We start from the raw sequence: 14,559 nt of genomic DNA, 5'->3' as shown, positions 1-14,559 counted from the left end.
CTGCATCCGGGAGAATTTTTGGTGTTTAAGGACGATCAATATTTTCACTACACCTCCCCAGTGAAGGCGATCGGCTATGGACAAGGGACAAGAGATGTTTTTGTATTGACCTGCCCAGGGCTATTTCCACCGGATGAAGTATCAGAGGAAAGCAGGCTATGACAGTGCTTGATCTCAGTTGGATTCGCGCTCAGTTTCCCGCTTTGCGGCAACAGATCAACGGACACCCCGTTCTGTTTCTGGATGGACCTGGGGGCACTCAAGTTCCTCAGCGAGTCATTGATGCGATCACTAACTATCTCCTGACCGCGAATGCCAATCAGCATGGGGCATTTGCTACAAGTGTTTACACCGATGCTTTGGTGAACCAGGCGAGAGCTGCCGTGGCTGATTTCTTGGGTTGCGATGCGGGTGAAGTCGTGTTTGGAGCCAACATGACGACCCTTACCTTTGCCATCAGCCGTGCCATTGGGCGGTTGTTGCAAGCAGGGGATGAAATCGTGGTCACGCAACTTGATCATGATGCCAATGTCTCCCCCTGGCTGGCACTAAAAGAACGAGGCGTGATCGTTCGCACGGCAAATATTCATCTAGAAGACTGCACGCTGGATTTAGTCGATTTAGAACGGCAGATTACACCTCGAACCAAACTGGTGGCGATCGGCTATGCCTCGAATGCGGTAGGCACGATTAACAATGTGGCTCAGATTATCAAGCTGGCTCATGCTGTCGGTGCTGCGACCTTTGTGGATGCCGTTCACTATGCGCCCCACGGTTTAATCAATGTGCGATCGCTAGACTGCGATTTTCTGGTTTGCTCTGCCTACAAATTCTTCGGCCCCCATGTGGGAATCCTCTACGGCAAACGAGAACACTTGGCTCGGCTATATCCTTATAAAGTCTTGCCTGCGCCCAATGAAGTGCCCTGTCGCTGGGAAACGGGGACGCTGAACTTTGAGGGATTGGCTGGTGTCGTTGCTTGTATTGATTATTTAGCTGAACTGGGTCGCCGCATCATCTCCACTGCAACCGATCGCCGCCAGGCTTTGATGACCGCAATGGTTGCCATTCAAGAATATGAGCGATCGCTCTCCGACTCTCTGATTCCTCACCTGTTAGAGATTCCGGGTCTCACGCTTTATGGCATCCAGAACCCAGCCCATTTTGTCTGGCGAACTCCCACCATTGCCTTTCGCTTGGCAGGATATTCCCCGGCTGAACTGGCAGGAGCTTTGGGCGACCGAGGTATTTTCGCCTGGCACGGTCATTTCTATGCGTTGAATTTGATTCAGCACCTTGGACTGGAGGCAAGAGGAGGACTGCTGCGAATTGGCTGTACCCACTACAACACGCCAGAAGAAATTTATCGTCTGTTGCATACCCTGCACGAGTTGGCAGTGCATCCGGTTGCGGCATGAGGTTGGATCGATAAACAGGATTTGGCGTTGCTGAGTCAGGCGATGAATATGCCCCCCAACCCCAGGGGGGACTTTTGATCCCGTGTTCGATTCAGCAACGCCCTAAATTTTAAGCAAAGCATTTGCTCGCTACAGCAGTTGATATTCTGCTAGCGTGAAGGTATCGACTTGAATTGCAGCCTGACGAGCCGTTTCGGCAACACGAATGAACTGGGCATCGATCGCGGAAATGATTTCAGCCTCGGCTGCCGCATTCAATGCTGGATCGGAGAAAGGCGATTCGGAAGAATGAGCAGTAAACTGACCCTTGCGAATGGCAGTTTTCAGAGTTTTGGTCGCACTTTCTGCCTGGGTACAGAGTACAAAGGCTTGTTCCAAACGTCCCAATGCTTCGTCCGGGTGAGTGGGAAGGTAAATTCCGGCAGTCAGGCGATCGCGTTCCAAACCCGGTTTCTGGATTTGCTGAGCAATTTGGCTTCCCAAACGATCGAGAGGAGGCTGCCCCACGGGATTGAGCCGACAGCTCATTAGAACGATGGCGCGAACCATTGCGGGGATAGGCAGGTTGCTCCAGATCCCCTCGATCGCTTGCTGGATTTGCATCAGGCTGTATTGCAGAGACCAATCGACCAGGGGTAGGTCTTCGGGCTGTTGTCCTTCCGCCTCGAAACGCCGTAGGGTCGCAACGCTGAGGTATAGCCATGAGGCGATGTCAGCAAAGCGTGCAGTGATTTTTTCGTGACGTTTCAAACTGCCCCCAAAGCAGAGCAGCGCAAGGTCAGTGAGCAGGGCGAATTGGGCAGAAATCCAGGTGAGTTTGCGGTAGTAGCGAGCGGTGGGTCCGGGAATTGGAGAGCGGGCGATCGTCCCTCGCGAAAGACTTAAAAGCAATGTTCTAAAGATATTTCTGCAAACAAAACCGAGATGTTGCCACAGCAGGCGATCGAATGCTACGGGGTCATTTTCTTGAACGGCTTTGACTTCGGCATAGAGATAAGGATGGCAACGAATTACCCCCTGACCAAAGATCATTAGGGTGCGAGTGAGGATATTAGAGCCTTCAACGGTAATGGGAATCGGCATGGCACTGTAAACGTTCGCCAGCAGATTTCTCGGTCCCCGGCAAATTCCCGCACCACCCAGGATATCCATGCCATCGTTGACCAGTTTGCGAGCAAGTTCGGTGAACTGATATTTGGCGATCGCGGACGCCACCGACGGCTTTTCGCCCTGATCCACCGCAGCACAGGTATAAACGCGGGCAGCTTCCAGCAGATAGGTGATGCCTGCAATGCGAGCGAGCGGCTCCTCGATACCCTCAAATCGTCCGATCGACAAGCCAAACTGTTGCCTCACCGTCGCATGGGCACTGGTGACACGGGTGACGAATTTAGCGATGCCTGTGCAGCTCGCAGGAAAACTGATGCCCCGTCCTGCCGCCAGCGATTGCATCAGCATCTTCCAACCTTGCCCTGCCTGCTCGACACCACCAATAATTTGATCTACAGAAATAACAACGTCCTGTCCTTCGATCGGAGAGTTGTAGAAGGGAACGCCCATTGGGTCGTGGCGTTTACCGAGAATCACACCAGACGTGTTGGCGGGAACCAGGGCGCAGGTAATTCCAATATCAGGGCCTTTGCCTAGAAGGTTGTCGGGATCATGGAGTTTAAAGGCGAGTCCAATAAGAGTGGCGATCGCCCCCAACGTGATGTACCGTTTGCGGAAATTCAACCGCACGTAACACTTGCCATCCTCTCCCCGAAACACCGTGCCTTGAGAAGTAATGCTGGCAGCGTCAGAACCGGCGGTCGGTTCGGTCAGGGCAAAGCAGGGAATTTCTTCTCCCCGTGCCAGTCGCGGCAGGTAGTATTCCTTCTGGGCGGCAGTGCCGTAGTTGAGCAGCAGTTTAGCGGGTCCCAGCGAATTGGTCACACCCACGGTCGCGGTATAGATAAAAGAGCGAGAGGCGAGCTTCACCATAATCGTGCTGTAGTCGAGATTAGAGAAGCCCAATCCACCGTACTTTTGAGGAATGAGCATCCCCAAAAAGCCTTCCTGTTTGAGATAACGCCAGACCTCCGGCGGCAAGTCTTTGCGGCGATGAATCTCCCAATCGGTTGCCATGCGACAAACATTCTCTACAGGACCATCGAGAAACGCCTGAAGTGTGGGGCTTGCCTCTGGATAAGGCTGGTGCTGGATGCGCTGGAAGTTTGGTTGCCCAGAGAAAAACTCGCCCTCAATCCAAACAGTGCCCGCATCAATGGCAGCCCGCTCGGTTTCGGAGATTTGGGGCAGAAGTTGGAGCGATCGCACTCCCCGCAAAATCGGTGTGCTAATCAAAGCCCGTCGTAACAGAGGAACATTGAGAATGACTGCAACAATAGCCCAAACTCCCCATAGCCAGATCGGCGAAGCGAATGCAAAAAGAACAAGACTGAGGTAGATCGACCACAACCAGAGTGAAACACCCCAATATCCCAAAATGAACAGTAAAAAAACAGAAATGATGATTGTGAATGGCAATGAAATCATAGTTGTTTTCCCCAGATAAGGGCTATACCGATTCCCTGAAGTGAGATTACAGATCCGGTGGGGGCGGCTCGCGAATTGCCCTTATCTCTAAGCCGCCCTTGTCAATCTTCTGTAACCCTATGTTGAGGATTTGGTATTACTGTCACGACAGGGCATCTGCGCTGAAACGTTCAGACTTGGTGAAATCGCACCAATGGTCTGCTGTCACGCCATCAAATTCTCGAAAACGCCCGCAGCACCCATGCCGCCTCCAACGCACATTGTCACTAACCCGTAGCGCACCCCCCGGCGTTTCATTTCGTGCAGCAGGGTAGCAGTGAGTTTGGCTCCGGTGCAGCCCAGGGGATGTCCGAGGGCGATCGCCCCACCATTCACGTTGGTAATGTCTTCGTTCAAGCCTAGTTTGCGAATGACGGCGAGAGATTGAGCGGCAAACGCTTCGTTCAATTCAATCAAGCCGATGTCATTTAGCGTGAGTCCCACCTGTTCCAGGACTTTAGGAATGGCGACAACAGGACCAATGCCCATCATTTCGGGAGGAACACCCGCGACGGCAAATCCGAGCAAGCGTCCCAGCGGTTTTAAACCCAACGCTTCGACCTTGCGCTGACTGAGCAGGAGTGTGGCGGCTGCCCCGTCAGACATTTGCGATGCGTTACCTGCTGTCACACTGCCCCCGACCTTAAAGGCTGTCGGCAGTTGAGACAGGGCTTCCAGACTCGTATCGCGGCGCGGTCCCTCATCCTGAGATAAAACCATTTCGCTGGACTGCACCTGTCCCTCGTGATACTGGGTGGTTTGAACCGTGATCGGGACCAGTTCCTCGTCGAACCTGCCCGACTGGTTGGCGGCAATTGCCCGCTGATGCGATCGCAGCGCAAAGGCATCCTGGTCGGCACGAGAAACACCGTACTGTTGCGCTACATTTTCAGCGGTCAAACCCATCGTGGTGTAAACCTGAGGAGTGTTGTCAATCAGATCCGGATTGGGAGCAATCAGGTGTCCCCCCATTGGAATCAGGCTCATCGATTCAGCCCCTCCCGCCACGATCGCATCTGCCTGTCCCATCGCAATCGACTGGGATGCTAAGGCGATCGACTGTAGCCCAGAGGCACAGAAGCGGTTGACCGTGACGCCAGCCGCAGAATCGGGGAGTCCTGCGCGTTGAGCAACAATTCGTCCCAGGTTGAAGCCCTGCTCTGCTTCGGGAAAGGCACAGCCAAAAACCACGTCTTCGATATCCTTCGGCTCCACCCCTTCGACTGCATTCAGAGCACCTTCAACGGCGATCGCCCCCAGGTCATCTGGCCGCATATTTCGCAGCGTACCGCGAGGCGCTTTACCAACCGCAGTTCGTACACTACTGACGATATAAGCTGTTTCCATCATCTTCGCGTCCTCTTTGGAATCATCAAGGATTGGTTGAACGATTAATTTCTTAATGGCTTTTTCGTTTTAAGAATGTGAGCAATCCGTTCTTGAGTTTTGGGTTGCGCGAGGAGGGGCAAGAATGTTTCTCGCTCTAGCCGCAACAAATATTCTTCGGATACCTGCGTTGGAGCCGAGAGCATTCCTCCCGTCATCACATAGGCCAATCGTTCTGCCAGGTAGCGATCGTATTCGCTGGCGTACCCTGCTTGTTCAAACACGTAGGCGGCATGATCTAGCATTGCCTGTCCTGAGCGTCCTGCAACCAGGATGGCAGGCTGTCGGGGGGGAGGAAGATAACCGATGCGATCGAGGTGCAGGACTTCTGCTTTGGCAATGGCAAGGCGGCGATCGCCATTCATCACAATTCGAGCCGTGGGCGGCAAAAATCCTAGCTCTTTTGCTTCCTCCGCACTATTAGAAACTTTGGCAGTGGCGATCGTCTCGAAGGCGTTGTGAAGGAAAGGTTGAACATGTCCCGGTGTAGCGGTAGCTGCTCGTTCGCCTGCCCGTGCCACCATTCGCATAATGCCACCCGCACCGGGAATCAGTCCTACACTCAGCTCAACCAGACCGATATACGTCTCTGCGGCAGCAACCACCTGAGGACAAGCCATTACGAGTTCGCAGCCGCCCCCCAACACTCGCCCTTGAATTGCAGCAACGATCGGTTTAGGCGCGTAGTGGAGACGCTGAAGGGTAGACTGAAATTGTTCAATCAGTTGAGCGATCGCTGCTGGATTTGACTGCGCGAGCATTCCTATCTCGGCTAAATTTGCGCCTCCTGAGAAATTATCGCTCTCATTGCCGATCACGACTCCTTTAACGTTGTCATCACTTTCTAAAATTCGTAGCGTTTCGGTTAATCCCTCTATCACTTTAAAGCTCAGCGTATTGCCCTTCGATCGAAACTCGTACAGCAAAACGCCATCATCCAGATCGATTAATCCCGCTTCCGCGTTCTGCCAGACAACCCGTTTGGGGTCGCTTCGCAGCATGGATAGATTGATCTCATCGACGGGCGAAGGGATTGGGACATATTGACCTCTGGGCTGATTACTGGGCTGATACACCTGCCACTGTTGTGACGGCGAGATCTGGGGAACCGGGGCGGAAACTTGAGCATCGGATAACGGTGCTTTTTCGAGCTGATAAAAGCGATCGTTCCCTGCCTCCGCCATTTGGAGAACCCAATCTGGAATTGACTGGTGTGCTGTCTGCAGAGCGGTGAGTATCCGCTGGAAACCCAGCGCATCCCAGATTTCAAACACGCCCAGTTCCCAACCAAAGCCCCAGCGCATCGCCCGATCGGTTTCCAGGGGACTATCGGCAATTTCTGGAATGCGACGGGCACTGTACGTCAGGATGTTCAGGATGGTTTGGCGGAAGAAGTCTCCCGCACGGCTAGAATCGTCATACAGTGCCCGCAGGCGATCGTGCAGGTCAGGAATTTTGGCAATCGCTTTCAGGTTGTCCCCCAGGTTCATCGGTTGTGCAGGCTCATACGCCAGCGTCACCGGGTTGACGGAGAGAATTTGAGATTGCTGTTTCTTGTAAAATCCCTGTCCTGATTTCGCACCCAGCGTCCCCGTAGAAACCAGTTTTCGCAGAATCTCGGGAACCTGAAAGATTTCGCGGCTCTCGTCGTCTGGTAGGGCGGGGTAGAGGTGTTCCAGAACCGCAAGCAGGGTGTCGAGTCCCACCAGGTCGGCGGTGCGGAAGGTGGCAGATTTGGGTCTGCCCATCAGCGCTCCAGTGAGCGTGTCAATTTCCTCAATGGTATATCCTTGCTGAGTCCAGGCTTGTAGACCTAGCATCGTGACATATACACCAATTCGATTGGCGATGAAATTAGGTGTATCTTTGGCGTGGACGATCGCTTTGCCCAGATGCATCTCAGCAAACCACTGGACGCACTCCACAACAGCCGGATCGGTGTCAGCGGTGGGAATCAGTTCCAGTAATTTGAGGTAGCGGGGAGGATTAAAGAAATGAGTGCCGAGAAAGCGTTTACGGAAGGAGAGAGAGCGATGTTGGGCTATCGACCCAATCCTTAATCCGCTCGTATTACTGGAGACGACCGCATCCGGGCGAATCACCTCCTCCAGACGTTCCATCAATTGTTGCTTAATCTGGAGATCTTCGATCACTGCCTCAATCACCCAATCGACTCCGCTCAAACGATGAAAGTGTTCCTCATAGTTCCCCAGCGTGATTCTGTGAATTATCTTTCCGGTGAAGCAGATTGGGGGTGAAAGCTTGAGTGCTTTCTTAAACAGAGCTTCAACCCGATCGTTTTTGTTTGCCTCCGATCCCGGCAGATCCAGAAGATGGACGGTTAGCCCTGCATTTGCAAGGTGGGCTGCGATCTGGCTGCCCATGACTCCCGCGCCCAAAACAGCGACCGTTTGAAAAGGTTGGAACATGAGTCAAATGCCTCCTGTGCAATGAGTTGAAGGTGAAGTGTCTAGCGAGTAATGTGGAGTGACTGAGCGTAAGTGGGACAAACCACAGCAGGAGGAATCGGACAGGTGATTTCTAAAATCACTTCTGACATCTCCCGATCGGTCACTGCTAGCTGACTTGGTGAATCTTTTGGGCTTCTTTCCTGATATAAATCGTTGATGTCTGAAGTAAGGGCGATCGCCACTTCATTTCGATTCAAGTTTCCGTTCAACCAATCTTTTCCGGAGTGGGAGTGCGGCGAGATTAACCGAAACCGCTTGACGATCGCCCAGTAAGGCAAATGGCAATTTGCAGCGTTAACCACAGACTGATAAAGTGCCAATGTACAAGGATGCTGCAAGAGCCTCTCATCATCCAGGCTGAGCGATTGCAGGCGGTTGCTTTGCAGTTCCCCGAAGGGGTAATCGCCCAACGCGCTCCAATCCGGCAGAATCAGGGCAGCACAATACTTCCGATCAGCACCAACAATTAAGGCTCGCGCAACAAAGGGCGATCGCATCAACCGGGCTTCGATGGGCTGAGGGGCAATGTATTTGCCTATCGAGAGCTTGAACAGTGGTTTTTTAATACCTGTGATTTGCAGTAGCCCATCGGAGGTAAAGTGACCCAAATCGCCTGTGTGCAGCCAGCCCTGAGCATCAATCAGCTCCAGGGTTGCCGCTGGATTTTTGTAATACCCCGGCGTGATAAAATCTCCCCGCACCAGAATTTCGGAATCAGGGGCGATTGCCACTTCCGTTCCAGGGATGGGTACGCCAACGGTTCCCGCTTGATTGTGCTCCGCGCGATTGAAGCAAACAACACCTGCCTGCGTCAGCCCATAGCCCTGTAAAACCGTCACCCCTGCCGTCGCAAATCCACGAACCAACTCTGCTTTCAGGGCAGCCCCGCCACAGAGGATATACTTGATTCGTCCGCCAAACAGCGATCGCCACTGCGACAGCACCAATCGATCTGCGAGCCGCAGCAAAACCGCATGATGTCTGCTCAACGGTCGACCTGAAGCGTTGGATCGCATCAGCTTGAGAGTCCAGGTAAAAACGCGCTGCTTCCACTTCGATTCAACCTGTTGCCCCCACTCCAGAAACTTATTAAAGATTTTTTCTAGAAAAATGGGAACGGTTGCGAGAATCGTTGGCTGAACTTGTTTGAGATGTTTGAGGATCTGATTGGGAGTGGAAAAGTAAATGCTGTGTCCATAGTACAGATGCCCGTAGAGCAAACAGCGAGCAAATACGTGCGTTAACGGTAGAAATGAAAGAACGGTTTCCTCTGCCCCCCACTGTAAACCCGATAAACTGGCAAATGCAGCCAAAGCACTGCCTACTAAATTGCGATGAGTCAGCATTACCCCTAACAGTTCGCCGTTGGCTGCGGGAATATAAATGATGGTCGCTAAATTCTGAGGAGACAGGATAGGTCGCTCTAACCCCGTTGCTGCCTGTTTTTGTCCCCGATTTTGCAATTCCGTCAGCGAAAGAATGTGACAGAAATGGGGCAGAGCGGTTCCTTCGGAGTTGCGCTTCGCGCTAATCGCCCTCCACTTCTCAGGCTCAGTCCCAAATTCAGCCTCAGAATCAGCCCCGGATTCAGGAATAGATTCAGGAACAGACTCAACGACAACATGCTGGAGCACAGGCAACTGATCCAGGTAGGGCACAAGTTGTTCGAGCCAATCCCACTGAGCGACCCACAGTAGCCTGGCTTCGCTGTGTTGCAGGATGAAAATAATGTTTTCGATCGTCTGTGTTAGATCGATCGGTACATTAACTAAACTTGCCATCAAACTCCCCATGTCTGCGATCGCAAACCGAGTATCATTTTGAGTCAGCAGGGCAATTCGATCGCCCGGCTGCAAACCCAGGCTTAACAGTCCTTGCGCCACAGTCTGACACTGCTCCCGAAACGCATAGTTTGAAAGCGATTGCCAGCCTGTAGGACTTGGTTGGTTCAGTGCGGTGGAGTTGAGAGTGCGATCGCAGGCTAGATCAAGCAGAGCAGGTAGCGTTGTGTCTGGGATGGTGGGAACAAATGCAGTCGGCAAGCGAGGGGATTTTGTCCATAGCATGGTTTTTCCAGAAGAAACAATTTCTTCTCCTCAATTGCATATTGAAGGATGGTTTTTTGTTAAACTTACGTCCACTCAAAATTATTTTTGAATCGACAAAGCTTGCGCATTAGGTTGGATTGGTTAACCCAAAACTGCTAAAAGGCTGGCAGTATTCTGCCTGGTCAAGGTGTTGATCGAGCCAGGTGATGAGATCGGAGAAGATTTCCTCATAGTCGTTATCAATATATAAATCGTGGTAATTTCCTTCGTATTCGCGATGTTCTTTATCAGGAAAAATGACCTGCTGAAAGAATGCACGGCTTCCTTCAGGTAACGTGACGCGATCGCTGCTGCCATGCATAATCAGGAGTGGAATTTTCAGTTCAGAGGCGTGGGACTGAATCCAATTCACTGTTTTAAAGAACTCCGTTGCCAACCGGGCACTGCCGTATTCATGGCGCAGAGGGTCTTGAGTATAGGCAGCGATCGCTTCTGGATCCCGTGAACCATACTCATTGCGAATTCCCAATTTGAGGCTGAAGCGCGGCACCGTTCTGGACAACATCCGCCCCAACACCAGTTTTGTTCGGGCAATATTGATTTTACTGAGTGCTGGTGCTGAGAGAATGAGTCCTTGAATGTCGTTGGGCGATCGTAATGCATAGTCCAGAGTAATGGTTCCACCGAGGCTATGTCCCCAGATAATCAAGGGGCAGCAGGTGCGCTGCGACCGAATATAGTGCAAGAAGGCACTCAAGTCCTCTCGAAATTCCTTCCAGTGGTTGATATGCCCTCGTTGTCCGGGCGATCGCCCATGTCCTCGCAAATCAAAGGCATATACCTCATAGCCTTGGGGAACTAAGTACTCAACGACATTTTTAAAAACACCGCTATGTCCTCCCAGCCCATGCACCAGGATAATCATCGCCTGACTGGGTTGCGTTGGCAGCCAGCTTTGATAATACAGTTGACATCCTCGAAATCCTTTAAACCTTCCCTGTTTATGCTTCATGGAATTCCCCCAACAGGTATTTTTTCGGGCGTTGCTGGATCGGGATATGAACGGTGCAAATTTAGTTTCTGCATCGCCCCTTAAATCCCCCAATGCTGGGGGACTTTGAATTCTGGTTCCCCCCAACTTTGGGGGGCTAGGGGGGCGTATCATACGCTTATTCAGCAACGCCTTTTTTCGGACTATCAAGAGTTCTAAGACACACCCTGAAAGCAGGCATCACACACTCAGCAACTGAACCTGTGACACTTGAAAGAATGGAGCCAAATTCGTTGAGGGAAGGCAATTCTGGAGTAAACCGTTGGAGTCAACGTATTGTGCATTCAGCGCAATACAAGTTCACCCTCACGGCCTCGGTTCCTACCAGGCTCTAACAGGTAACGCAAGTACCAGCGTTTGCGCCGAGTTGCCTCCCACGAAAGCGTTTTTCAAGTCAACAATGCTGATTTGTTAACGGCAGGGAGGTTGAGGCTTTGACCTCGGTTAAAACAATATTCGTTTTAACTCTATCGACACCTGGAATTTGGGTGATAGTTTCACTCATTAGTTGTTCCAAGCATTGACGATCGAATGCAACCACTTTAAGCAGGTAGTCAAATTCCCCAGTCAAGTGATGGCATTCCAGCACCTCCGGTAGCCCTTGCACCTGTTCACAAAACTGCCCCACGCACTCCGGTTGATGATGGGCAAGAGTGACCTGAGCAAAGCACAGCAGATCCAATCCCAACGCCTCGCGGTTGACTAGGGTTACGTAGCGATCGATAAACCCGTTGTCTTCTAACTTTTTGAGCCGCTTTTGCAGCCCAGGAGCGGTAAGTTTTAGCTGGCGCGCAAGTTCGGCATTACTCATTCGGCTGTTTTCTTGAAGAAGTTGCAGCAGTAGCCGATCTCGCTCGTCGAGTTGCTGGGATTGCCCGACTTGTTTATTTGTATTTTGCTTGTTCGTATTTTGTTTGCTTGTATTTTGCTTGTTTGTATCTTGTTCGTTCGTATTTTGCTCGTTAGTTGTCAGCTTATCGGTGAGTTTGACCCCAGAGAGTTTCTTCTTCAAGTCTCCCCCTCCGGCTTCAGCTACTAATTTTTTATACTCACAATCTAGTAAATTGTTCTAAATAAAGTCAAGAATTCGAGTTAATTTTTAACACTCTGAACTCGATAAAACAGAGCTTTCTGATCTAGATGGAACGATCGAGTTTATAAATGAAACTTTAGTCTGAATAAAATCTGTCCTTGTACAGATGTGTTTAACTGGCAAGAGCTGCCGTTAGAGATGTAGGTGTTTGATGCTATTGCCTTGGTCTGGATGCAAAACTCGTTGGGAGGCTCGCCCAGCTTCCCGTCGATCGCGATTCGTCACCCAGGTAGGGTCAGTATAATGAGCCTGGCATTTGAGCAATTGTGGGAGAAAAGTGAACCGTTTAACGAAAAGCAATTAGTTAACATCGGATAGAGCTGGAATCAACAGGCATTGTTAACGATAGTCTGCAGTTTACAATTCTGAAGTTAACAGAAAATTTGACGAGAAATGTAAATCCCATGATACGAAAAAGTGCTGATAAAGACTTTGAGGAAATCTTCAATATCATTAATGATGCGGCAATTGCTTATAAAGGGATTATTCCCCCTGACTGCTGGCACGAGCCCTATATGACTCAAGAAGAGTTAAAAGTGCAAATTGAGAGCGGCGTAGAGTTTTCATGTTACATCGATAATAATGAAATGATTGGAGTGATGGGAATTCAGGACAAAACGGATGTTGAGCTAATTCGCCATGCGTATGTCAGAACAAAACAAAGGAACACAGGCATCGGAACACTTCTACTTCGGGAATTAATTAGAGATTCAACAAAACCAATTTTGATTGGAACCTGGAAAGCGGCTAGTTGGGCAATCGGTTTTTATGAGAAGAACGGTTTTTGTCTTGTTGCCGAGGAGGAGAAGAATGACCTGCTGAAGCGATATTGGACGATTTCAGCTCGGCAAGTTGAGACTTCAGTTGTTCTGGTAGACGAGAAATACAAGCGGCTGAAAGATTTCTAGCCGTGGTTAGCCTGCTTCGATGCCCACAGCGAGAAATTGTCCTTTATCCTGCTGAATCGCGTAGCTCTTTCCGCTGGCTTGAATCACTTTTGGACAAATCGCCTTGCTCCTCTGCTGCTATCTTCAGGGCGAGTTTGCAATTGCGCTGATAAGCGTGTCGATCGCCTGCTGTTTTTGAGGATCGGCCCCTGCTGCATATTGGAGTGGAAAGGTCACAGCAATCTCTGGGGTAACTCCTTTTCCTTCTAATCGCTGATTTCCATCCACCAAAACATCAGCTACAGCGACATACACCAAACTGCCATCCTGCATCACAAATCCACGTCCTGCTACCACTGCGCCTGCGGTCGTCGTGCCAACTGAAGCCCCGATTTTGGACTGCTGAAAGCCATAAGCAATAATCTCTTTGCTGCTTCTGCTGCCTTCGTTCATCAACAGCACCACAGGTTTTTTCCAGCGATAGTTTGCAACGAACGCATTGCCATCTCGTCTGATACTGGTGACGCTCGGACTCTCGCCCGTGAAGAAATTGAGATAATCGATCGACCCCCCGCCCCAGCCGTCACGGATATCGAGCACTAAGCCATCTGCCTCGGCGAGTTTACCAAACATCAACTCTTGGATCATTTGCTGCTGGTGAGAGTCAGCGGCATTGGACCAGATATGAAGATAGCCAATGCGTTTCCCTTGCTGCTCAATGATTTGAGTGCTTGCCTGTTGAGCATCTTTGAATAGGGTCGTCGCGTCAAATTTCTGCGGAGTTACACTAATTTCTTGCTGGCTATTCGGGTCAGGCGATCGCTGAACTAACAGTGTCACACTCTGCCCGGCTTTACCTGCAAAAGAATCAATCGCTTGATAAGGTTTGCCGTCTACGTTCAGCAATTGATCGCCGACCCTCAGGCTGGTACTTGCGGCTGGACTGCCCTCTAATATCCCGCTTACAAATAGTTTCTCGTTAATGTTTTTTGTAAAGATACCAATGCCCGTGTACTCATACTTGTCATTTGGAAACAGTGCTTTTGCAGCGGACGGCAGATCTTGAATGTCAGGCTGAAAAATTCCTAAAAGTTGATAATAAGCAGTTTCATTGGGCAAGTAGAAATGGGTATGAGAAGTCTTCAGTTCAGCTAGCATCTGATTCACGATTCCTGCAAGCTGTTGACGAGTTTGAACTGCTGCGGCTTGCGGTTTGTATTTGTCTCGCATCGCTGCCCAGTCAATCCCGTTAAAATTCTCATCGTAAAAATTCTCATTGACCGTCTGCCAAACCTCGTTAAATACTTTCTCTTCGATTGATTCCTGAGATGAAACAGGAGATATAAACCAAAGCAAAAACAACGCTGCAAAGCTAATCAGCGCGATCGAAAAATACTTTGCAAAATACTTCGCTGGTTTATAAAAACGAGAAGAAAAACGAGCCATTACTGTTCTAATCCCTATTCAAATAAGTGGAACTTCACCCATCTATTTCTCTTTCATTAAGGAGATGATTACATCCACTAACTTCTCCGGGTCAACTGGTTTAGCAACGTGCCCCTGGAATCCTGCTGCAAGTGCCTGTTGTTGGTTAAGTTCCCCGGCGTAAGCTGTTAGCGCAATTGCAA

General features: G+C 50.5%; 10 protein-coding genes. 3 read left to right on the top strand and 7 right to left on the bottom strand.

The features are described from left to right. Both H6F80_RS19630 and H6F80_RS19625 read left to right on the top strand, forming a co-directional pair. Positions 1-162, top strand: a complete 162-nt coding sequence (locus H6F80_RS19630) for a 2OG-Fe dioxygenase family protein (protein ID WP_277879225.1) — start codon at positions 1-3, stop codon at positions 160-162. After that, positions 159-1,418, top strand: a complete 1,260-nt coding sequence (locus H6F80_RS19625; protein WP_190793208.1) for a cysteine desulfurase-like protein — start codon at positions 159-161, stop codon at positions 1,416-1,418. Before H6F80_RS19630 ends, H6F80_RS19625 begins: the two co-directional genes overlap by 4 nt. A 129-nt stretch (positions 1,419-1,547) precedes the next feature. Here the strand turns inward: H6F80_RS19625 and H6F80_RS19620 are convergent, their stop codons facing one another. From H6F80_RS19620 to H6F80_RS19595, 6 genes are all read right to left on the bottom strand, one after another. Continuing rightward, a complete protein-coding gene (locus H6F80_RS19620) occupies positions 1,548-3,956 on the bottom strand; it encodes an acyl-CoA dehydrogenase (RefSeq protein WP_190793207.1) in 2,409 nt (802 codons plus the stop codon). Positions 3,957-4,160: 204 nt separating this feature from the next. Then, positions 4,161-5,345 carry an acetyl-CoA C-acyltransferase gene (locus H6F80_RS19615; protein ID WP_518523615.1) on the bottom strand — a complete coding sequence of 395 codons (1,185 nt, stop codon included), beginning with the start codon at positions 5,343-5,345 and terminating at the stop codon, positions 4,161-4,163. A 41-nt stretch (positions 5,346-5,386) separates the two neighbouring features. Next, a complete protein-coding gene (locus H6F80_RS19610) occupies positions 5,387-7,810 on the bottom strand; it encodes a 3-hydroxyacyl-CoA dehydrogenase/enoyl-CoA hydratase family protein (RefSeq protein ID WP_190793206.1) in 2,424 nt (807 codons plus the stop codon). 41 nt (positions 7,811-7,851) lie between these two features. Beyond that, positions 7,852-9,918, bottom strand: a complete 2,067-nt coding sequence (locus H6F80_RS19605) for an AMP-dependent synthetase/ligase (RefSeq protein ID WP_190793205.1) — start codon at positions 9,916-9,918, stop codon at positions 7,852-7,854. A gap of 109 nt (positions 9,919-10,027) precedes the next feature. Further along, the gene (locus tag H6F80_RS19600) at positions 10,028-10,912 is read right to left on the bottom strand and encodes an alpha/beta hydrolase (RefSeq protein ID WP_190793204.1); all 885 of its coding nucleotides are present in this window, start codon (positions 10,910-10,912) and stop codon (positions 10,028-10,030) included. Positions 10,913-11,345: 433 nt separating this feature from the next. Continuing rightward, positions 11,346-11,963, bottom strand: coding sequence for an Lrp/AsnC family transcriptional regulator (locus tag H6F80_RS19595; protein ID WP_242067460.1), 618 nt, complete (start codon positions 11,961-11,963; stop codon positions 11,346-11,348). A gap of 485 nt (positions 11,964-12,448) precedes the next feature. Between H6F80_RS19595 and H6F80_RS19590 the strand changes: the two genes are divergently transcribed. Further along, entirely contained in the window at positions 12,449-12,952 is a 504-nt protein-coding gene (locus tag H6F80_RS19590; RefSeq protein WP_190793203.1) for a GNAT family N-acetyltransferase, read from the top strand. A 123-nt stretch (positions 12,953-13,075) separates the two neighbouring features. Here H6F80_RS19590 and H6F80_RS19585 read toward each other — a convergent pair whose 3' ends face one another. Continuing rightward, positions 13,076-14,377, bottom strand: coding sequence for a S41 family peptidase (locus H6F80_RS19585; RefSeq protein ID WP_190793202.1), 1,302 nt, complete (start codon positions 14,375-14,377; stop codon positions 13,076-13,078). Positions 14,378-14,559 lie beyond the last annotated feature (182 nt).

This window comes from Leptolyngbya sp. FACHB-711 (assembly GCF_014695615.1).
GTDB lineage: Bacteria > Cyanobacteriota > Cyanobacteriia > Elainellales > Elainellaceae > Leptolyngbya_A.
The sequence above is the reverse complement of the archived record's forward strand: the minus strand, read 5'-3'. Positions and strand labels throughout refer to the sequence as shown.

Excerpts from the sequence above, each read along its gene's own strand:
- H6F80_RS19600 (WP_190793204.1), bottom strand. The coding sequence starts at position 10,912 with ATGAAGCATAAACAGGGAAGGTTTAAAGGATTTCGAGGATGTCAACTG.
- H6F80_RS19585 (WP_190793202.1), bottom strand. The coding sequence starts at position 14,377 with ATGGCTCGTTTTTCTTCTCGTTTTTATAAACCAGCGAAGTATTTTGCA.
- H6F80_RS19610 (WP_190793206.1), bottom strand. The coding sequence starts at position 7,810 with ATGTTCCAACCTTTTCAAACGGTCGCTGTTTTGGGCGCGGGAGTCATG.
- H6F80_RS19615 (WP_518523615.1), bottom strand. The coding sequence starts at position 5,345 with ATGATGGAAACAGCTTATATCGTCAGTAGTGTACGAACTGCGGTTGGT.
- H6F80_RS19590 (WP_190793203.1), top strand. The coding sequence starts at position 12,449 with ATGATACGAAAAAGTGCTGATAAAGACTTTGAGGAAATCTTCAATATC.
- H6F80_RS19625 (WP_190793208.1), top strand. The coding sequence starts at position 159 with ATGACAGTGCTTGATCTCAGTTGGATTCGCGCTCAGTTTCCCGCTTTG.
- H6F80_RS19605 (WP_190793205.1), bottom strand. The coding sequence starts at position 9,918 with ATGCTATGGACAAAATCCCCTCGCTTGCCGACTGCATTTGTTCCCACC.
- H6F80_RS19620 (WP_190793207.1), bottom strand. The coding sequence starts at position 3,956 with ATGATTTCATTGCCATTCACAATCATCATTTCTGTTTTTTTACTGTTC.